This window comes from Streptomyces sp. 12E (assembly GCF_055633275.1).
Genome location: NZ_JBVNCJ010000001.1, coordinates 3,669,674 through 3,689,294 on the forward strand (window position 1 = coordinate 3,669,674; position 19,621 = coordinate 3,689,294).

Consider the following 19,621-nt stretch of genomic DNA (forward strand, 5'->3'; position numbering starts at 1 on the left):
TTCTGCCCTTTTCGGTTTCGTGGTCGGGGCAGAACTCCAGATGTCCCGCCCCACCCGATCAACGAGTGGTGGCACGCGGAGGCACGAGCGAAGCGGGGACGCGTGTGCAGTGCGGGTCCATGAAGGAAGCCCCGGCCCTCATGCGGAGAGGGCCGGGGCTTCCGTCGTGCGGGTGCCGGGTGTCAGTCGTCCTCGCCGCCGGTGAGGCCGCCGAAGAAGCCGCCGCCGTTGTTGCCCCTGTTGTCGCCCTGCTGGCCGCCGATGGCGATCAGGGTGACCTTGTCGCCCTTCTTGACCTGCTGGCCCTCCGAGGGGCTGCTCTGGAACACCACGGCGTTGTCGTCGCCTCCGCCCTGGACCCTCTCGAGCTGCAGGCCCGCCTGGGCGAGGATCTGCTTGGCCTGGGCGACCGTCATCTGGGTGACCTTCGGCATGGCGAACGTCTCGTTCTGCGGAGCCTTGGCGATCTTGATCGTGATCGTGCTGCCGCGGTCGACGTCCGTGCCCGGGGCGAAGCTCTGCTCGAAGACGGTCCCCTCGGCCTGGGCCGTGGACTCCTCCTCCGTCTGGGCTCCGAGCACCAGCCCCTTGGACTCCAGCAGCTGCTTGGCCACGTCGGGGGTCTTGCCCAGGAGGTTGGGGACGGTCACCTGGGCCGTCTCCTTGGCGACGGTGAGCGTGACCGTGGAGCCCTTCTCCTGCGAGGCGCCGCCCGCGGGGTCCTGGGAGAGCACCGTGTCCGGCGTCTGGGTGGACTCCTCGGTCTGCTTCTCGACCTCGAAGCCCTTCTCCTTCAGGGTCTCCTCCGCGTCGTCGTAGGTGAGGCCCTCGACGTCCGGGACCTCGACCTTCGGCGCGCCGGTGGAGACCGTCAGGGTGACGGTGGTGTCCTTGTCGATCTTGGTGCCCGCCTCGGGGTCCTGGGAGCAGATCTTGCCCTTGCTCTGGTCCTCGCAGGGCTCCTCTTTGAAGGTGAGCTGCAAGTCGCTGTTGACGGCTTGCTGTTCGGCGTCCGCTTTGGTCTCGCCGACGAAGTTCGGGGTCGCGACCGTGCCGTTGTCCACGCCGCCGCTGCCGCTGATGGCCCAGCGGCCGATCAGGATCGCACCGATGAGGACCAGGACACCCGCCACGACCAGCAATATCGTCGAGGTGTTGTTCTTCTTCGGCTGGCGCCTGCGGCCCTGGCGGTCGTCGTAGCCGAAGCCGCCGTCGTCCGGGTTCACGGGCGGCAGCATCGAGGTGGCCGCCCCGGCGCCGGCGTCCTGGCGCAGGGCCGTCGTCGGCTGGTCGTCGGGGTAGCCGCCGTAGCCGACCGCGCCCAGGGCGGCGGTCGCCGCGACGGGCTGGCCGTCGAGGCAGGCCTCGATGTCGGCGCGCATCTCGTCGGCCGACTGGTACCGGTAGTCGGGGTCCTTGACCAGTGCCTTCAGCACGATCGCGTCCATCTCGGGCGTGATCTCGGGGTCGAAGACGCTCGGCGGCTGCGGTTCCTCCCGTACGTGCTGGTAGGCGACCGCGACCGGGGAGTCGCCCACGAAGGGCGGCCGGACGGTCAGCAGTTCGTACAGCAGGCAGCCGGTGGAGTACAGGTCGGACCGCGCGTCGACCTGCTCGCCCTTGGCCTGCTCCGGCGAGAGGTACTGCGCGGTGCCGATGACGGCCGCGGTCTGGGTCATCGTCATGCCGGAGTCGCCCATCGCGCGGGCGATGCCGAAGTCCATGACCTTGACCTGGCCGTTGCGCGTCAGCATGACGTTGGCCGGCTTGATGTCGCGGTGGACGATGCCCGCCCGGTGGGAGTACTCCAGGGCCTGGAGGATGCCGATGGTCATCTCCAGCGTCCGCTCCGGCAGCAGCTTGCGGCCGCTGTGCAGGAGCTCGCGGAGCGTGGAGCCGTCGACGTACTCCATGACGATGTACGGGATCGACACGTTGTCGATGTAGTCCTCGCCCGTGTCGTAGACCGCGACGATCGCGGGATGGTTGAGCGAGGCGGCCGACTGGGCCTCCCGGCGGAACCGGGCCTGGAAGGACGGGTCGCGCGCGAGGTCCGCGCGCAGCGTCTTCACCGCCACCTGGCGTCCGAGCCTGGTGTCATGCGCGTGATAAACCTCCGCCATGCCACCACGGCCGAGCACCGGGCCCAGCTCGTACCGGCCGCCGAGGCGACGCGGCTCTTCCATAGCTACTACCAGCCCTCTCCGTCGGTCCCGGGCGGCACACGCGTGCCGCCGGAGGCTGCCGTCCGGGCCTACCGTACCCGGCTCTTTTTGTGTGACCTGGCCAAGTGCGTCAGCCGATACGGGACCGGTACCGCAACGTGCACCGATGTGAAGCGGACGTGACGGGGGTCACTGCTTGCCCTTGAGGACCGCCTCCATGACGGCCTTGGCGATCGGTGCGGCCAGGCCGCCACCGCTGATGTCGGCACCGGTCGCGTTGCTGTCCTCGACGACGACGGCGACGGCGACCGGGGAGCCCCCGTCGGTCTTGGCGTACGAGATGAACCAGGCGTAGGGCTTGCCGCTGTTGTTGACGCCGCGCTCGGCGGTACCGGTCTTGCCGCCGACGGTGACGCCGTCGATCCTGGCGTTGCCTCCGGTGCCCTCCTCGACGACGGTCTCCATCATCTCCTGGATCTTCTGGGCGTTCTCCGAGGAGAGGGGCTGGGACAGCTCCTGCGGTTCGGTCGTCTCGATGGTGTCCAGGTTCGCGGCCTTGAGCTGGTCGACCATGTACGGCTTCATCAGCTTGCCGTCGTTGGCGATGGCCGCGGTGACCATGGCCATCTGGAGCGGGGTGGCGCGGTTGGAGGCCTGGCCGATGCCGGCCATGGCGTTCTGCGACGGGTTGTCCTCGGGGAAGACGCTCTCGGCGGCGCGGACGGGGGTGTCCAGTTCGGCTTCGTTGAAACCGAACTTCTCCGCGTACTCGATCATCTTCTCGTTGGTGACCTCGTGGCTGAGCTTGCCGAAGACGCTGTTGCAGGAGACCCGGAGGGCCTCTCGCAGGGAGGCGTTCTCACATTGGATGTTCCCGTGGTTGCGCAGGGGCGTGGTGGTGCCCGGCATGATCCACGGCTCCGGAGTGTCGGTCGGGGCGTCGATGTCGTCGACCAGGCCCTCCTCCAGCGCCGCCGCGGCGGTGACCACCTTGAAGGTGGAGCCCGGCGAGTAGGTCTCGCGCAGTGCCCGGTTCAGCATCGGGTCGTCGGGGTTGTTCTTCTTCTGGACTTCGTTCCAGGCCTTGGCGTCCTCGTTGGAGGTCCCGGCGAACTTCGACGGGTCGTACGACGGCGTGGAGGCCAGCGCGAGGATCTTGCCGGTCGCCGGGTCGATCGCGGCGACGGCGCCCTTCTTGTCGCCGAGGCCCTTGTACGCGGCCTTCTGCGCGGCGGCGCTGAGGGTGGTGACGACGCTGCCGCCCTCCTTCGGCTTGCCCGTGATCATGTCGAGGGTGTTGCGGAAGAAGAGCCGGTCGTCGTTGCCCGTGAGGATGCCGTCCTCCAGCTTCTCCAGCTGGTTGGAGCCGAAGGCCTGCGAGGAGTAGCCGGTGACGGGGGCCCACATGGCGCCGTCGGTCCAGGTGCGCTTGAACTTGTAGTCGCCGCTCTTGGACTCGACGGACCCGGTGATGGCCTTGCCGTCGACGATGATGTTGCCGCGCGGGGTGGCGTAGCGCTCGATGTTGACGCGGCGGTTCTCGTCGTCGGAGGCCAGCTCGTCGGCCTGGACGTACTGCAGCCAGTTGCCCCGGACGAGCAGGGCGAGGATGAGCAGGCCGCAGAAGATCGCGACCCGGCGCAGGGGTTTGTTCACGGGCGGACCACCTGGGTCATCTCGGCGTCGGGGTTGGTGGCGGGGGCGGGGGCCGGGCGGCGGGCGGTGTCGCTGATCCTGAGCAGGATGCCGATCAGGGCCCAGTTGGCGATGACGGAGGAACCGCCGTACGCCAGGAAGGGCATCGTCATACCGGTCAGCGGGATCAGGCCCATGACGCCGCCGGCGACGACGAAGACCTGGAGCGCGAAGGCGCCGGACAGGCCGATGGCGAGCAGCTTGCCGAACGGGTCGCGGGCGGCGAGGGAGGTGCGCACGCCGCGCTCCACGATCAGCGCGTAGAGCAGGAGCAGCGCCATGACGCCGGCCAGGCCGATCTCCTCGCCGAAGGTGGCGAGGATGAAGTCGGAGTTGGCGGCGAAGCCGATGAGGTCGGAGTGGCCCTGGCCCCAGCCGGTGCCGAGGGTGCCGCCGGAGCCGAAGGCCCACAGGGCCTGCATGGCCTGCTCGGAGTGGAGGATGCCGTCCTGGACCCCGGCGCGGCTGAGCTCGAACTCGCGCATCGGGTCGAGCCAGGCCTGCACACGCGTCTGGATGTGCGGTTCGAAGCTCGCCACGCCGACGGCGCCGACCGCGGACATCAGCAGGCCGAAGACGATCCAGCTGGTCCGCTCGGTGGCGACGTACAGCATGATCACGAACATGCCGAAGAACAGCAGCGAGGTGCCGAGGTCGGTCTCGAAGACCAGGATCAGGATGGAGATGATCCAGACGACGATGATCGGGCCGAGGTCGCGGCCGCGGGGCAGGTAGAGCCCCATGAAGCGGCGGCTGGCGAGGGCCAGGGCGTCGCGCTTGACCATGAGGTAGCCCGCGAAGAAGACCGCGAGGACGATCTTGGCGAACTCGCCGGGCTGGAGGGTGCCGAGACCGGGGATCTTGATCCAGATCTTGGCACCGAAGTTGTCGTGGCCGAGGCCCGGGACCAGCGGCAGGAGCAGCAGGATCAGCGCGCCGGCCATGGAGATGTAGGTGTAGCGCTGCAGGACGCGGTGGTCCTTGAGGAAGAACACCACGGCCACGAACAGGGCGACGCCGAGCGCGGAGTACATCAGCTGGCGCGGCGCCGCTTCGACGAACGTGCTGTGCGCCTGCAGTTTCTTCGACTGGTCCAGGCGCCAGATGGCGACCAGGCCGATGCCGTTGAGCAGGGTGGCCAGCGGCAGCATCAGCGGGTCCGCGTACGGGGCGAACTTCCGCACGGCGAGGTGGCCGACGCCCGCCATCAGGCCGAGACCGATGCCGTAGCTCAGCAGTCCGGTGGGCATCTCGCCGTCGAGGGCGAGCCCCACGTTGGCGTAGGCGAAGACCGGGATGACGACGGCGAACACCAGCAGCGCGAGCTCGGTGTTGCGGCGGCTGGGTGCGCCGATCGCGCCGATCGTGGACGTGTGCTGCGTCGACGGGTTGGTAGTACTGCTCATCGTGTGACAGGGCCTCTCACGGCTTGCCTACTGCTTACCGCACAGCGAGACGACCTTCTGCTCCTCCTCCGAGAGGCTGGGGCCGGGGCTGGGGGCGGGGGCGGCGGTCGTGGACGGGGGCGTGGACTGCTCCGGGGCCTTCGTCGAGCCCGAGGGGTTCGGCGAAGGCGAGGCCTTGAACGTGAAGGAGGCGGGTGTGGTTCCCGTGGTGCCTCCGGCCTCGCCCTCGCCGGTCTTCGCGTTCTTCTCGCTCTCGGCGGCGCGCCGTTCGGCCTGCTTCTTGCACGCGGAGGCCTGTACCGACAGTTCTTCGATCTTCGCGCGGGCGCCGTAGAGGTCGCCTTCGGCGATGGTCGCCTCGACCAGCTTGCGCTGGTAGGGCGGCAGGTACTTGAGTTCGATCTCGGGGTGGTCCTTCTCGATCCTGGAGAGGGACACCCAGGCCAGGTCCTGGTTGATGCCCCGGTACAGCGCGACGTGCTCGCCCTCGACGCCGACGTAGTACTGCGTCTGGGTCCAGCGCCAGCCGCCGTACAGGCCGCCGCCGAGGACGGCGAGCGCGAGCAGGCTGTAGACGGACCGCTTGAGCCAGCGGCGGTTCTTGCGGGGCTTGACGAAGTCGTCGTCGCCGTAGGCGAAGCCGTCGGTGGGGATGAAGCCGGTGATGTCGCCGCTGCCGGGCGGGCCGAACTCGCCCCCGCCGTCCTGGCGTCGGCGGCCGAGGCCGGAGGCGCGGCCGGCGGGGGTCTGCATGATGCCGTTGTCGTGCGACTGGTTCTGGTTCTCGGCCACGGCGCCGACCACGACCGGGGTGTCGGACAGCTGCCCGGCGAGGGTGTCGCCGGTGTCGAGGTCCAGGACGTCGGCGACGATCACGGTGATGTTGTCGGGGCCGCCGCCGCGCAGGGCCAGTTCGATCAGGTGCTGGACGGTCTCCTCGGGGCCCTGGTAGCTGGCCAGGGCCTCTTCGAGGGTCTGGTGGGAGACCACGCCGGAGAGGCCGTCGGAACAGATCAGGTACCGGTCGCCGGCCCGGACCTCGCGGATGGACAGGTCGGGTTCGACGTGTTCGCCGCTGCCGAGGGCCCGCATGAGCAGGGAGCGCTGCGGGTGGGTGGTGGCCTCCTCCTCGGTGATCCGGCCCTCGTCGACCAGACGCTGCACCCAGGTGTGGTCCTGGGTGATCTGGGTGAGGACGCCGTCGCGCAGGAGGTAGGCGCGGGAGTCGCCGACGTGCACCATGCCGAGGCGCTGACCGGTCCACAGCAGGGCGGTCAGGGTGGTGCCCATGCCCTCGAGCTGGGGGTCCTCCTCGACCATCATGCGCAGCTGGTCGTTGGCGCGCTGGACGGCGGTGCCGAGCGAGGTGAGCAGGTCGGAGCCGGGGACGTCGTCGTCGAGGGCGACGATGGTGGAGATCGCCTCGGAGGAGGCGACCTCGCCGGCGGCGGCGCCGCCCATGCCGTCGGCGATGGCGAGCAGCCGCGGACCGGCGTAACCGGAGTCCTCGTTGCCCTCCCGGATCATGCCTTTGTGCGATCCGGCGGCGAAGCGCAGAGAGAGACTCATGCGCACCTCGCCAGTCGGCTCCGGGTACAGCCGGTCGTGTCGAGCCACACTGCCCACCCTCCGGTCGGGAGCGCGCCGGGGCCCTGGGTGGGGCCCCCCGCCGCGTGCTCGCTCCGCTCGCGCTCATTCATTGGTGTAGCACTACTTCCGCAGCTCGATGACGGTCTTGCCGATGCGGATCGGTGCGCCCAGCGAAATCGGCGTGGGGGTCGTCAGCCGGGTCCGGTCCAGGTAGGTGCCGTTGGTGGAGCCCAGGTCCTCGACGATCCACTGGCCGTCGCGGTCCGGGTAGATCCTGGCATGGCGGCTGGAGGCGTAGTCGTCGTCCAGCACGATCGTGCTGTCGTGCGCCCGGCCCAGGGTGATGGTCTGGCCCTGGAGGGCGACGGTGGTGCCGGTGAGGGTGCCCTCGGTCACGACCAGCTTGGTGGGGGTGTTGCGGCCGCGGCGTCCGCCGCCGGACTGCTGGCGCTGTGGTGGCGGCGCCTGGCGGGCGGCGGCCTGCTGCGCCCGGCCGACGTCCCGCCGTGCTCCGCGCTGGGTGACGCGAGTGCCGAACAGGTCACTCCGGATGACCTGCACGGCCACGATCACGAACAGCCACAGTACGGCCAGGAACCCCAGCCGCATGACCGTGAGGGTCAGCTCTGACATTGCCCCCGCTTCACCCTTCGGCTTGCCTATAGATAACGGTGGTGCTGCCCACGACGATCCGCGAGCCGTCGCGGAGCGTAGCGCGGGTGGTGTGCTGCCCGTCCACCACGATGCCGTTGGTGGATCCGAGATCCTGGATCGTCGAGGGCGTTCCGGTCCGGATCTCGCAGTGCCGGCGGGAGACGCCGGGGTCGTCGATCCGCACGTCGGCTTCGGTGCTGCGGCCCATCACGAGGGTGGGGCGGGAGATCTGGTGGCGGGTTCCGTTGATCTCGACCCAGTAGCGGGTGCGTCCGCCGGCCGCGGGGGTGGCGGGGGGCCGGTGGCCGCCCGCCGGCTGCGGGTAGCCGTAACCGCCGCCGGGCGGCGGTGCGGCCGGCATGGGCGGGGCGCCCGCGGGGCCTGCCGGCGGGTAGCCGTAGCCGCTGGGCGGGGCGCCCGCGGGGCCTGCCGGCGGGTAGCCGTAGCCGCCGGGCCGGCCGGCCGGCGGTGCGCCGCCGGGGGTCTGGCCGGAGGAGGAGGCGAGCGTGCGGCTGCGGACCCGGTACAGGCCGGTGTCGAGGTCGTCCGCCTTCTCCAGGTGCACCTTGATGGGACCCATGAAGGTGTAGCGCTGCTGCTTGGCGTAGTCGCGCACCATGCCGGCGAGCTCGTCGCCGAGCTGGCCGGAGTACGGGCTGAGCCGCTCGAAGTCCGGGGTGCTCAGTTCGACGATGAAGTCGTTGGGTACGACGGTGCGGTCGCGGTTCCAGATGGTGGCGTTGTTGTCGCACTCCCGCTGGAGCGCTCCCGCGATCTCCACGGGCTGCACCTCGGACTTGAACACCTTGGCGAAGGTGCCGTTGACCAGACCTTCGAGACGCTGCTCGAACTTCTTCAGGACTCCCATGGGGCACCTCCTCCGTCGCTGCCGTCCTGTGCACTGCCCGGCGCACCGTTTCGTGCGCCGCCTACCTGGTACTGCTTACTGATCGTATCCACGCGCCGGTCGATCGGCTGGTTCCCCCTGTCGGCCCGGTCGACGGGTGTCGACGCCTGACGAAGTTCCCTCCGGAGCCCCTCTTCGAACTCCTTCGGCCGTGCTCGTGAGCGTCGTTCTGCCATGGATCGTAGAGGGGGCCGAAGACCAGTGTCCCGCACCCGGCTGTGGACTCCGTCCGGCTCCCGGACAGACGGGGACCACCGGTACGAGGTTGATACGTGAGGCGTTCGCCGTCGTGACACCGGAGGCCGCGGGGGTGCCGGCCCGGGGATCCGGGCCCGTCGGGGGCGGCGGGGCGGCCGCGGGGAAAGGGATGTGAATCCATCCCGACCAGCGTGCTAATGTTCTCGGTGTCGGAAGGCGCAGGGCCCCAAGGGGCAAGGCGCGGAAGACACACCCAATGCGCGGGTGGCGGAATAGGCAGACGCGCTGGATTCAGGTTCCAGTGCCCGCAAGGGCGTGGGGGTTCAACTCCCCCCTCGCGCACACCGTCGGACGGGCGGCATCCATCGGATGCCGCCCGTTTCGCGTGCTCGGGGTGGGGTGGCGTGTGAGGAACATCTCATGATCCTTTTCGTCGCGGAGCGGTGTGCGGGCCCTCCCGGGGGCCGTGGGGCGAGGGTCTCCGGAAGGCCTTCGGAAGAGGACGGGGGAGGGCGCCGGCGGACACCCGGAGCGGGCCTCGCGGGCTCACTCGCGGGCGCCCGCCGGTGCCGGAGCGGGCTTCGCGGGGCTCACTCGCGGACGGCCGCCGACTCCAGTGCGGGCCGGCGCAGGGCGAGGGCGGTGGGGACGACCGCGGAGACCGTGGCGAGCACGGTGCAGGCGGCCGTGACGGCGGCCAGGGCGGACCAGGGGAGAGCGACCGCCGCGGGGGCCGAGAGCAGGGTCAGGGCCCCCCACATACCGGCCAGGTCGAGCGCGGCCACGGTCAGGCCCAGGACCGCGCCGGCCGCGACCACCGTCAGCGACTCCGCGACCGCCATGCGCAGCACCTGCCCTCGCGTGGCTCCGGCCAGCCGCAGGACCGCGAGGTCGCGCACCCGGTCGGAGGTCGCCATGGCCATGGTGTTGACCAGGGAGACGCCCGTGTAGAGCAGGGCGATGCCGAGGACCAGCAGGAGGCCGTGACGGGTGGTGCGTCCGCTCCCGGGGTCCGAGGCGGCCGCCCACCGGTCCCCGGTGCGGACCTGGCCGCCGGCGGGCCGCACCGCCCGCTCCAGCCCGGCGGCCACCGCGCGCGCGTCGGCACCGTCCGCGAGGGCGATGTCCACCCGGTCCACGCGCGCGCCCGGCGCGTTGGCCCGGGTGACGTAGACGCCGTTGTCGCCGGTGCCGGTGGCCATCACCGCGGCGATCCGCAGCGTCCGCTCCGTGCCGTCCCCGAGCCACACCCGTACGCGCTGCCCGACCGTGTGCCGCTCCCACTCCTCGTTGACGACGACCGAGCCGTCGTCGAGGTCGGTGACCTTCCCCGCGGTGAGCGGCAGCCGTGCGGTGTCCGCCAGCGCCCCGGGGTCGACGGCCCGGGCCTCGGACCTGACCAGCGCCACGTCCTCCTCCAGGACGTACACCGCGCTCGGCGCGCTCGCCGACACCCGCGCGCCGGGCACCGCGCGCAGCCGGTCCAGGGTCCGCTCGTCGAAGGCCCCGCCACCCGCGGCCGTGACGACGAACGCCGCGGTGGTCCGCTCCCGCGTCTCGGCGGCCCCGGCCCGGTCCAGGGTGGCGGTGGCGCCGAGCAGCGAGCCCGTGAGGGCGACCGTGACCAGCACGGGCGCCGCGACCGCGGCCGTACGGCGCGCCCCGGCGGCCGCGTTCTCGCGCACCAGCATGCCGACCGCCCCCGGCAGCCGGGCCGGGAGCCAGGCAAGCAGCCGGGTCAGCGGGCGTATCACCGGAGGGGCGAGCAGCGCGGCGGCGGTGATCAGCAGCATGGGCCGGCTGACGTAGGTCTTGCGGTGCAGCAGGTCGCCCGGATCGTCGAGCAGCGCCACGGCGAGCGTCACCCCGGCGGTCAGCAGCACGGCCGCGCCGCACAGCCACCGCCCCCGCGCCATGCCCCGGCTGTCGGCGGACGCCTCGCGCAGCGCCTGGACGGGGCTCGTGCGCCCCGCCCGCCAGGAGGCCGCGACGGCACCGCTCAGGGCGACGAGGAGCCCCGTCCAGAACGCCATGTGGTACGGCCAGTGCGCGTCGCCGATGGTGAACCAGCCCGGCGCCAGCTCCACGTCGACCACCCACGCGGCCAGTGAGGGCGCCGCGCACCCGCCGAGCGCGCAGCCGGCGGCCGAGGCGAGCGCCCCGACCAGCAGGGCCTCGCAGAGCACCGTGCGCCGCAGCTGGCCCGGGGTGGCCCCCGCGGTGCGCAGCAGCCCGAACTCGCGGCGCCGCCGGTCGACCGTGAAGGCGAAGGTGGACGCCACCACGAACACCGAGACGAAGGCGGAGACGCCGCCCGCCGTGCCGAACAGGGCGTTCATCGCGGTCAGCGCCTCGCCGTCGCGCCCGGGATCCGCGTCGGCGTACCGGCGGTCGTCCCCGGTGAGGACCCGGACGCCCGGAGCTTCGCGCACCGTCTCCCGCACGGCCGCCGGGCCGGCGTCCACGACCAGCTGGACGACGGCCGGGGACAGCTCGGCGGCGCGCGCGTCGGTGTGGAAGACGGCGTGCTCGAAGCCGCGGTCGGCCACGGTGCCCACGACCCGTACGGTGCCGTGCTCCGTGCGCACCCGGGTGCCGGGCCGCGCCCAGTCGCCGCTGACGACCACCTCGTCGTCCGCGCGGGGCGCACGACCCGTCTCGATCTCGTACGGGGCGAACGCGGCGGTGGACCAGGGGTGGCCGGTCAGCTCGCCGGGGCCGCCTTCGGCGCGGACGGGGTAGGAGCGGTCCTCGACGACCGTGCCGAGCCGGCGCAGCTTCGCGACGGTCGTCGCCGGCACCGCGCGCGGGTGCGCCAGTTCCTCGGTCCGCTCGCCGTTCGGCGTCGGTACGCGCAGGGTGTCCGCGCCCTTGACCACGACCGGGGCGGCGGCGAACCGCTCCGGCCCCCGCGCGGGGGCGTCCAGGGAGGAGGCGAGGGCGAGCCCCATGACGGTGAGGAGGGCCACGCCCAGCGCGAGGGCGGTGAAACCGCCGGCGAAGGAGGTCCACCGGGCACGCAGGGTGTGCAGGGCGAGGCTCAGCACGGCGCGGCCTCCAGAGCGGCCATCCGCGCGGCGACGGCGTCGGCGTCCGCTCCGGCCGGCTCACCGTGGACGCGGCCGTCGACCAGGAAGACCACGCGGTCGGCGCGGGAGGCGGCCACCGGGTCGTGGGTCACCATGACGACCGTCTGCCCCTCGCGGTCGGCCATGCCGCGCAGCAGCGTGAGCACCTCGCGGCCGGCGCGGGAGTCCAGCGCGCCGGTCGGCTCGTCGGCGAACAGCACATCGGGACGGGTGATCAGGGCGCGGGCCAGCGCGACCCGTTGCTGCTGCCCGCCGGACAGCTCGGCCGGCCGGTGCCGGGCGCGGTCGCCGAGACCGACCTGGTGGAGCGCCTCACGGATCCGGGCCCGCGGCACGCGCCGGCCGGCCAGCCGCAGCGGGAGGGCGACGTTCTGCTCGGCGGTCAGCGCCGGCAGCAGGTTGAACGCCTGGAAGACGAAGCCGACGCGCTCGCGGCGCAGCAGGGTCAGCCGTCGCTCACCGAGCCCGGTCAGTTCGGTGCCGCCGACGGTGACCGAGCCCGAGGTGGGCCGGTCGAGCCCGGCGGCGCACTGCAGCAGCGTCGACTTGCCGGAGCCGGACGGGCCCATCACGGCGGTGAAACTCCCGCGCGGGAAGGTGAGGGAGACCTCGTCCAGCGCGCTCACCGCGCCGTCGCCCGACCCGTACCGCCGGCTCACCCGACGCAGGACGACCGCGTCGCCGTTCCTCTGGCTCATGTGCCCCACTCCCCTGTCCGGGCCCGGCCGTTGCCGGGCTGATCGTCCGGGGGACACGAAACCGTCCGGGAGCCGGTCGGCGCAGTGCGGCAGGGGCGAGAGAAAAGGTAGGGCCAGGCCTACCCCGAAAGCTCCGTCCGGGCCGATGGCCCGGTGCGGCGCCGGCTTCTACGGTGATCCGCATGCAGCCTCGGAATCCCTGGCAGGCCATGTCCCGTCCCGGTTACGCGTTGTCACCGTGGCCGTGGCGCGCGGCCGGATATCTGCTCACCGGCGCGGTGACCGGCGCGGTCGTGCTCGTGGGCATCGTGGTGTCGGTGGTGGCCGGCGGGGTGCTCGCACTCGTCCTGGTGGGGCTCGTGCTGTTGCTCGGCACCGCCCTCGCGGGCATACCGGTGGCCCGGCTGGAGCGGTGGCGGCTGCGGCTGGTCGACCGCGATCCGGCGCCCGACCCGCACCTGCCGCCCGCCGCCCCCGGCCTGCGGGTCTGGCTGACCGCCCGGCTGCGGGAGCGGGCCACCTGGCGGGAGCTCGGTCACGCCCTGCTGTTCGCGGGTCTGCTGTGGCCGGTCGACGCCCTCGCGCTCGCGGCCGGCCTGCTCCTCCCGGCGGCCGTGACCGCCACCCCGCTGCTGATGGCCACGGCCGGGGACGGCACGGAGGCGAAGGTCCTCAAACAGTGGACGGTCACCACCTGGCCGGCGGCGGCCGGCGTCGCCCTGCTCGGGATCGTCCTGCTCGCCCTGGGCACCTACCTGCTGGGTGCCGCGGCGGGCGCCCGCGCGGGGCTGACCCGGCTGCTGATCGCCCCGCGCGAGACCGGCCTGGACGCCCGGGTGACCGAACTGACCCGGTCCCGGGTGCGGCTGGTGGAGGCCTTCGAGGCGGAACGGCGGCGTATCGAGCGCGATCTGCACGACGGGGCCCAGCAGCGTCTGGTCGCCCTGACGATGACGTTGGGCCTGGCCCGCCTGGACGCGCCGCCCGGGCCGCTCGCCGACCGGCTCGCCCGGGCCCACGACGAGGCGGGCCGGGCGCTTCAGGAGCTGCGGGAGCTCATCCACGGCATCCACCCCCAGGTCCTCGCCGACTACGGGCTCGGGGCCGCGGTCGCCGACGCCGCCGACCGGTCCGCCGTACCCGTGGACGTGAACCTGGAGCTGTCCGGCCGGCTGCCCACACCGGTCGAGGCCGCCGCGTACTTCGTGGTGTGCGAGGCGCTCGCCAACGTCGCCCGGCACAGCGGGGCGAGCCGCGCGCGGGTGGACGGGGGGCACCGCGACGGACGGCTGCTGCTGGAGGTCCGCGACGACGGGCGGGGCGGCGCACGGGCAGGCGCGGGCAGCGGGCTGACCGGACTCGCCGACCGGGTGTCGGTGCTCGATGGCAGACTCACCCTGTCCAGTCCAGTGGGTGGACCGACCCTGCTGCGTGTGGAGATCCCTTGCGTCCCCTGCTCCCCCTGACAGAAGGCCGGGCACTGCGCGTGGTGCTGGCCGAGGACAGCGTGCTGCTGCGGGAGGGCCTGATCGGGCTGCTCCAGCGGTGCGGACACGAGGTCGTCGCGGCGGTCGGCGACGCAGAGGCACTGGTCGCCGGGGTCGGCGGGCACGAACCCGACGTCGTGGTGACGGACGTCCGGATGCCCCCGGGCTTCCAGGACGAGGGCCTGCGCGCGGCCGTGCGGTTGCGCGCCGAGCGGCCCACGCTGCCCGTTCTCGTGCTCAGCCAGTACGTGCAGCGCCGGTACGCCTCCGACCTGCTCGACTCCGGCGACGGCACCGGCATCGGCTATCTGCTCAAGGACCGGGTCGGCCAGATCGAGGAGTTCGTGACCGCGCTGAGCCAGGTCGCGGACGGCGGCACGGTGATCGACCCCGAGGTCGTACGGCAGCTGCTGCGCCACCGCCGTGACCCGCTGGAGCGGCTGTCCCCGCGGGAGCGGGAGGTGCTGGCGCTGATAGCGCAGGGCAAGTCCAACGGTGCGATCGCCCGTGAGCTGGTGGTGTCGGAGGCCGCCGTCGGCAAGCACATCGGCAGCATCTTCACGAAGCTGGACCTGCCGATGACGGACGAGACGCATCGGCGGGTCCTCGCGGTGCTGGCCTATCTGCGGGCGTGACCGGGCGGACGGACCAGGCGGGTTTCCTACCGCCCGGCCGTCACGTACGACCGGTACCAGGGCGCCGACCGCGCGAACGTACGGGCGAAGCCCTCACCCGGTGAGCAGTCCAGGTCCTTCCAGAAGCCGTCGTCCGCGAACCAGTGGTCCACGGCGAGCATGTCCAGGTGATGCAGGGCGCGCGGGACCCCGGCGGCCCGGGCGCGGGCGGTGGCCATGTCCACCCGGGCGCCGTCGCCGGGCCGTTCCACCCGCTCGCACACGGCCGTGAGCAGCTCCGAGGTGGGGACGGGCTCCGGGTGGGCCACGTAGTGGGCGCCGGGGCCGTGGCGGGGGGACAGGGCCGCGGCGACGACCGCCCGGCCCAGGGTGTCGACGTCGATCATCGACTGGAGCGCCTCGCAGCCGGACACGGTCGCGGACAACTCCCGCAGCAGCCCCACCAGTCCGGGGATCACCCAGCGGTCGCCCTCGCCGTGCACCAGATGCGGGCGCAGCACCAGGCCGTCCGCGGCGAGGACGTGCCGTTCGGCCGCCGCGCGGGTGCGGCTGGTGGCGGAGACGGGTGCGATCGGGGCTTCGCCGGGCCGTGTCCCCCGGAAGGGGCCCCGGCCGTGGACGGCGGCGGTGCTCACGTAGACGATCCGGCGCACTCCGCTGCGTACGGCCTCCTCCACCAGGGCCTTGGTGCCGAGGTCGTTGACCGCGGCGGCGGACTCCGGGGCGCCGCCCACACGGGAGGCGCAGTGGACGAGGACGTCGACGCCGGCGCAACCGCCGTGCAGGGTGCGCGGGTCGGCGAGGTCACCGGGGACCGTCCTGGAGTCCGGCCGTCCGGTCGGCGTACGGCCGGACAGTACGCGGACGCGGACGTCGGGGCGCCCGCGGGCCGCTGCCGCGACCCGGCTGCCGATGAAGCCCGTCGCACCGGTGATCAGGAAGTTGACGGTCACGGCAGGGACCGTGTCGAGGGTGTGGGCACGCAGATCAGGGTGGCGGCGAAGACGGGCCGGCCGGCCTGGGTACCCGACACCCGCACCATCACCTCGTCCGCGCCCTTGTCGAGCACTTCGGTGTCGAGCCGGCAGGGGCTGTCCAGTTCGGCGTAGCGGCTGAAGGAGACGGACAGTTCGGACGGCAGGAAGGGCAGCCGGCCCGACGCCGCGGTCGCGGTCTGGCGGGCCGCCTCGAACAGGACCATGCCGGGGACGTGGTCGTTGGGGCGCGGGAAGAGGACCGGGTGTCCGGTGTGCGCGCGCAGCAGCCAGGAGCCGGGCCGGTCCGCGGGGGCGAGGACCACGTCCTCCGCGCGGCGGCGGCCCACCAGTTCGGGCGACACCGGTTCCGGCAGCGGTACCGGGTCAGCCTGGAGGGCCGGTCGGCGTTCCCGCAGGCGCCGGTAGGCGGCCGGGGAGGTGCAGCCGGTGCTGCCGGTGCCCCGGGCGACGAGGCGTCCCGCGCGGCGGAACTCCATCGTCGTGCGCATGCTGCCCAGTCCCCGGCCCCGGCGGCGGACCTCGGAGCAGACGACGTCGACGGTGACCGGCTCGTCCGCGTCCGCGAGCAGCAGCCGGGCCGGGTCGGTGGAGATGTCCAGGTCCCGCATGACGAAGTGGGCGTCGACGGGGACGCCGAACTCCGCGTGGGCGAGGGCCATCGAGGTCTGGCGCAACGTTTCACCGACGATCATCGGATCCTGGTGGCGGTCGTCGACGGGGCCGAAGAAGGCGTGGTCGGCGGGCCAGCGGGCGGTGACACGGAAGCGGACGTCGGAGAGCCGGACCCACTCGACCGGGAAGACGTCCGCCGCGCGGGGGCGGTGGGCGAGCTCCGTCGTGACGCGGGTGCGGGCACCGGGTCCGACGGCGGTGTTCGCGGGCGAGCCCCGCTGTCCGGTCTGGTCCTCCATGGGTGCGCTCCAGGAATCCGGTTGCGGCGTGAGGAGCCTCCCGGGAACGAAGATCGAACCCCCGGTCGGCTCGCACTAAGGTACGGACGAGTCGGTTTTTTTCCAAGGGTGATCCATATCGTCTCGCCGGGGACGAGCCCGCGCGCCCGCACCAGTACGACGGACCGCGCGGCGGCTTCCCGGCGGCCTCACACCGACCGTCCGGTGCGAACCGGGAGATCCATGAGCTCCACCCGGACCAGGAGGCACCCGATGGTGCGACAGGGGTGCGCGATCCGCACCCGGCGGACCGTCCTGGAGGCGGCCGCGGCCGTCTTCGACGAACGCGGCTGCACCTCGGCGACCCCGGGGGAGATCCTGGAGCGGGCCGGAGCGGGCCGGAGCGGGCCGGAGCGGGCCGGAGCGGCCAAGGGCGCGCGCGGTACTTCCACTTCGGCCCCAAGAGCGGCAGGACGCGGAGCGCCGGGTCACCGTGCTGTTCCCCGCATGCTGCCGGGTGCGGCCGTGCCGGCCCGGCCGGACCTCTCCCACGACCGCGCCGGGCGACTGCTCACCGAGGGGCGGCTGCCGCTGACGGCGGACGGGGTGGCGGAAGCCGGCCAGGACCTGGGTTTTTCCACACCGGGTGAGTTGTCCACAGGGTCTGACGCTTTTCGGCCACCGGCGGTACGGTCGGCACGATCGATGTCGACGCGTGTGTACGGCACGTCAGGGGTACGGGGAGGCGGTCGCCGTGGCTGAATCTGTCGCCGGGATGTCCGGGGCTCGTGAGTCTGCCGGCACGGTCGGGACGGGTGGTGTGGCGGGTACGGACGGCAGGACGGGAACCGGCGGTACGGCCCCGGTGCGGCGGCTGCCGCGGGTGCCGGGATTCGCCGAGTGGCCCGCCGGGGGAAGCCCCCGGAGCGAGGGCAAGGCCCTGCGCGGGCAGGTGCCCCGCGCGGCACACGCCACCTTCGTCCCGGACGCCTCCCGCCCCGACGCCGTGAGCGCCGTCGAGGAGTCCAGCCGGGGCCGGCTGCCCGGGCTCGCACCGATCAGGGTGGGCAGGATGGCGGCGACACCGTTCGCCTTCCTGCGCGGATCGGCGGGCCTCATGGCGTACGACCTGGCCCGCACGCCGGTCACCCGCATCGGCGCCCAGATCTGCGGCGACGCCCATGCGGCGAACTTCGGCCTCTACGGCGACGCGCGCGGCGGACTGGTCATCGACCTGAACGACTTCGACGAGACGGTGCACGGGCCCTGGGAATGGGACCTCAAGCGGCTCGCCGCCTCCCTGGTGCTCGCCGGGCGCGAGGCCGGCGCGGACGAGGACACCTGCCGCGCCGCGGCCCACGACGCCGCGGGCGCCTACCGCCGCACGATGCGGCTGCTGTCCAAGCTGCCGGCGCTGGACGCCTGGAACGCCATCGCGGACGAAGAGCTGGTCTCCCACACCGACGCCCACGACCTGCTGGGCACCCTGGAGCGGGTCTCCGAGAAGGCCCGCGCGAACACCAGCGGCCGGTTCGCGGCCAAGTCCACCGAGACGACCGAGGACGGCGGGCGCCGCTTCGTCGACGCGCCGCCGGTGCTGCGCCGCATACCGGACGGCGAGGCCGCCGCGGTGGCCGCCTCGCTGGAGCAGTACCTCGGCACGCTCCCGCCGGACCGCCACCCGCTGCTGGCCCGACACGCGGTGCACGACGTGGCGTTCCGCGTCGTCGGCACCGGCAGCGTGGGCACCCGCTCGTACGTGGTGCTGCTCCTCGACCACCGGGGCGAGTCCCTGGTCCTCCAGGTGAAGGAGGCCCGCCCCTCGGCGCTGGTGCCGCATCTGGCGGCGGTGGGGTTCGACGTCCCCGAGGAAGACCACGAGGGCATGCGGGTGGTCCACGGGCAGAAGCGGATGCAGGTCGTGAGCGACAGTCTGCTGGGCTGGACGACGGTCGACGGCCGCCCCTACCAGGTGCGCCAGTTCCGCAACCGCAAGGGCAGCGTCGATCCGGCCGCGCTGGCCGCCGACCAGGTCGACGACTACGCCCGGATGACCGGCGCCCTGCTGGCCCGCGCCCACTCCCACAGCGCCGACCCCCGTCTGATCGCCGGCTACTGCGGCAAGAACGACGAGCTGGACGAGGCGGTGGCGGCCTTCGCCGTCGCCTACGCAGACCGCACCGAGGCGGACCACACGGACCTGGTGACCGCGGTGCGGTCGGGACGGATCGCGGCGGAGACGGGGGTGTGAGCGGGTGTCCGGGACAGGCGCGAGCCCTCGGCCGGGAAGTGCGCCGCCGCGACGGAGCGTGCCGTTCGGCGGGTGGCCTACGCTGTCGGGGTGACGACCTCGGAAGGTGAGCAGAGTGGCGGCGCCGGCGCGGAGCGGGCCCCCGGCGGTGGTGGTGCGGCGCGGCCCGAGGAGCGGCTGGAGCAGGCCGTGCGCGCGGCCGAGCAGGCGCTGATCGAGTTCGAGATCGCCGTGGAGACCTTCCGCGTCGAGGTCGAGAACTTCTCCCGGCTGCACGAACAGAAGCTCGGCCCGGTGTACGCCCGGCTCGAGGAGCTGGAGGCCAGGATCCTGGAGGCCAGGGCAGCCCGCAGCGGCGACCCCGAGGACCGGCGCCGGGCCGACGAGGCGCGCGCCCGGCTGATGCCCATCCCCGGCGTCGAGGAGCTGCTCAACGGCTGGATGGACGGTGACGGTCTCTTCCCGGAGGCCACCGCCATGCTCACCGACCAGCCGGTGCGGCCTCCGCAGCGGGTGCGGCCCAGCGAGGAGGCCCGCAAGCTCTACCGCGACCTCGCCCGCAAGGCCCATCCGGACCTGGCGCAGGAGGAGAAGGAACGCGCGCGCCGTGAGGAGTTCATCACCCGCGTCAACGCCGCCTACGCCCGCGGCAGCGAGGCCGAGCTGCGCGAACTCGCCGAGGAGTGGGCCGCGGGACCGGAGCTGAAGCGCGTTCCGAGCGCGGGTGAGGAGCTCTACGCCCGCCTCGAATGGCTCGCCCGGCGCAAGGAAATGCTCACGCTGGTCGCCAGGGAGCTGGAGGACGGCGCCATCGGCTCGATGCTCCGCCTCGCCCCGGACGACCCCGACCGGCTGCTCGAGGAGATCGCCGAGCAGCTGCGGACCCAGGTGGCCGAACGCGAGGCGGAGCTGGCGGCGCTGCTGGCCTGAGCCGGTACCCGCCCGGTCGGGTAGCGTC

14 protein-coding genes and 1 tRNA gene are annotated in these 19,621 nt (G+C 72.9%); 5 read left to right on the forward strand and 10 right to left on the reverse strand.

Features of this window, described 5'->3' with window-relative positions; genetic code table 11:
- Nucleotides 1-182: 182 nt before the first annotated feature.
- The 6 genes from pknB to ACZ8ZB_RS17110 form a co-directional block, all read right to left on the reverse strand.
- On the reverse strand, nt 183-2,186 hold the full coding sequence (gene pknB / locus ACZ8ZB_RS17085; RefSeq protein WP_470738560.1) for a Stk1 family PASTA domain-containing Ser/Thr kinase: 2,004 nt from the start codon (nt 2,184-2,186) through the stop codon (nt 183-185).
- Nucleotides 2,187-2,354: 168 nt separating this feature from the next.
- The gene (locus tag ACZ8ZB_RS17090; protein WP_470738561.1) at nt 2,355-3,821 is read right to left on the reverse strand and encodes a peptidoglycan D,D-transpeptidase FtsI family protein; all 1,467 of its coding nucleotides are present in this window, start codon (nt 3,819-3,821) and stop codon (nt 2,355-2,357) included.
- Entirely contained in the window at nt 3,818-5,266 is a 1,449-nt protein-coding gene (locus tag ACZ8ZB_RS17095; protein ID WP_470738562.1) for an FtsW/RodA/SpoVE family cell cycle protein, read from the reverse strand. The genes ACZ8ZB_RS17090 and ACZ8ZB_RS17095 overlap by 4 nt, the downstream gene beginning before the upstream one ends.
- A gap of 27 nt (nt 5,267-5,293) precedes the next feature.
- Nucleotides 5,294-6,835 (reverse strand): Stp1/IreP family PP2C-type Ser/Thr phosphatase, encoded by a 1,542-nt coding sequence (locus tag ACZ8ZB_RS17100; RefSeq protein ID WP_470738563.1) that lies wholly within the window; start codon nt 6,833-6,835, stop codon nt 5,294-5,296.
- A gap of 141 nt (nt 6,836-6,976) precedes the next feature.
- The gene (locus ACZ8ZB_RS17105; RefSeq protein ID WP_470738564.1) at nt 6,977-7,489 is read right to left on the reverse strand and encodes an FHA domain-containing protein FhaB/FipA; all 513 of its coding nucleotides are present in this window, start codon (nt 7,487-7,489) and stop codon (nt 6,977-6,979) included.
- A gap of 10 nt (nt 7,490-7,499) precedes the next feature.
- A complete protein-coding gene (locus ACZ8ZB_RS17110) occupies nt 7,500-8,378 on the reverse strand; it encodes an FhaA domain-containing protein (RefSeq protein WP_470738565.1) in 879 nt (292 codons plus the stop codon).
- Between the two features lie 495 nt (nt 8,379-8,873).
- Between ACZ8ZB_RS17110 and ACZ8ZB_RS17115 the strand changes: the two genes are divergently transcribed.
- Nucleotides 8,874-8,957, forward strand: a tRNA-Leu gene (locus ACZ8ZB_RS17115).
- 248 nt (nt 8,958-9,205) lie between these two features.
- Here the strand turns inward: ACZ8ZB_RS17115 and ACZ8ZB_RS17120 are convergent.
- Nucleotides 9,206-11,662, reverse strand: a complete 2,457-nt coding sequence (locus ACZ8ZB_RS17120; protein ID WP_470738566.1) for an ABC transporter permease — start codon at nt 11,660-11,662, stop codon at nt 9,206-9,208.
- Complete coding sequence (locus tag ACZ8ZB_RS17125; RefSeq protein ID WP_470738567.1) at nt 11,656-12,402, reverse strand: ABC transporter ATP-binding protein; 747 nt, start codon at nt 12,400-12,402, stop codon at nt 11,656-11,658. The genes ACZ8ZB_RS17120 and ACZ8ZB_RS17125 overlap by 7 nt, the downstream gene beginning before the upstream one ends.
- 182 nt (nt 12,403-12,584) lie before the next feature.
- Here ACZ8ZB_RS17125 and ACZ8ZB_RS17130 point away from each other — a divergent pair, with 182 nt between their 5' ends.
- Both ACZ8ZB_RS17130 and ACZ8ZB_RS17135 read left to right on the forward strand, forming a co-directional pair.
- Nucleotides 12,585-13,868, forward strand: coding sequence for a sensor histidine kinase (locus ACZ8ZB_RS17130; protein WP_470738568.1), 1,284 nt, complete (start codon nt 12,585-12,587; stop codon nt 13,866-13,868).
- Between the two features lie 23 nt (nt 13,869-13,891).
- Nucleotides 13,892-14,524 carry a response regulator transcription factor gene (locus ACZ8ZB_RS17135; RefSeq protein WP_470741510.1) on the forward strand — a complete coding sequence of 211 codons (633 nt, stop codon included), beginning with the start codon at nt 13,892-13,894 and terminating at the stop codon, nt 14,522-14,524.
- A 26-nt stretch (nt 14,525-14,550) separates the two neighbouring features.
- Here the strand turns inward: ACZ8ZB_RS17135 and ACZ8ZB_RS17140 are convergent, their stop codons facing one another.
- Nucleotides 14,551-15,477 carry an NAD-dependent epimerase/dehydratase family protein gene (locus ACZ8ZB_RS17140; protein ID WP_470738569.1) on the reverse strand — a complete coding sequence of 309 codons (927 nt, stop codon included), beginning with the start codon at nt 15,475-15,477 and terminating at the stop codon, nt 14,551-14,553.
- Nucleotides 15,474-16,433, reverse strand: coding sequence for a ScbA/BarX family gamma-butyrolactone biosynthesis protein (locus tag ACZ8ZB_RS17145; RefSeq protein ID WP_470738570.1), 960 nt, complete (start codon nt 16,431-16,433; stop codon nt 15,474-15,476). Before ACZ8ZB_RS17145 ends, ACZ8ZB_RS17140 begins: the two co-directional genes overlap by 4 nt.
- Nucleotides 16,434-17,187: 754 nt before the next feature.
- Between ACZ8ZB_RS17145 and ACZ8ZB_RS17150 the strand changes: the two genes are divergently transcribed.
- Entirely contained in the window at nt 17,188-18,663 is a 1,476-nt protein-coding gene (locus ACZ8ZB_RS17150) for a DUF2252 domain-containing protein (RefSeq protein WP_470741511.1), read from the forward strand.
- A 90-nt stretch (nt 18,664-18,753) separates the two neighbouring features.
- Nucleotides 18,754-19,593: a hypothetical protein gene (locus ACZ8ZB_RS17155; RefSeq protein WP_470738571.1), complete on the forward strand. Its 840-nt coding sequence runs from the start codon at nt 18,754-18,756 to the stop codon at nt 19,591-19,593.
- The last annotated feature ends 28 nt before the right edge of the window (nt 19,594-19,621 follow it).

Bases quoted from the DNA above. Each gene is read 5' to 3' on its own strand.
- pknB (WP_470738560.1), bottom strand. From the start codon at position 2,186: ATGGAAGAGCCGCGTCGCCTCGGCGGCCGGTACGAGCTGGGCCCGGTG.
- ACZ8ZB_RS17095 (WP_470738562.1), bottom strand. From the start codon at position 5,266: ATGAGCAGTACTACCAACCCGTCGACGCAGCACACGTCCACGATCGGC.
- ACZ8ZB_RS17100 (WP_470738563.1), bottom strand. From the start codon at position 6,835: ATGAGTCTCTCTCTGCGCTTCGCCGCCGGATCGCACAAAGGCATGATC.
- ACZ8ZB_RS17105 (WP_470738564.1), bottom strand. From the start codon at position 7,489: ATGTCAGAGCTGACCCTCACGGTCATGCGGCTGGGGTTCCTGGCCGTA.
- ACZ8ZB_RS17110 (WP_470738565.1), bottom strand. From the start codon at position 8,378: ATGGGAGTCCTGAAGAAGTTCGAGCAGCGTCTCGAAGGTCTGGTCAAC.
- ACZ8ZB_RS17125 (WP_470738567.1), bottom strand. From the start codon at position 12,402: ATGAGCCAGAGGAACGGCGACGCGGTCGTCCTGCGTCGGGTGAGCCGG.
- ACZ8ZB_RS17130 (WP_470738568.1), top strand. From the start codon at position 12,585: ATGCAGCCTCGGAATCCCTGGCAGGCCATGTCCCGTCCCGGTTACGCG.
- ACZ8ZB_RS17145 (WP_470738570.1), bottom strand. From the start codon at position 16,433: ATGGAGGACCAGACCGGACAGCGGGGCTCGCCCGCGAACACCGCCGTC.
- ACZ8ZB_RS17150 (WP_470741511.1), top strand. From the start codon at position 17,188: ATGTCCGGGGCTCGTGAGTCTGCCGGCACGGTCGGGACGGGTGGTGTG.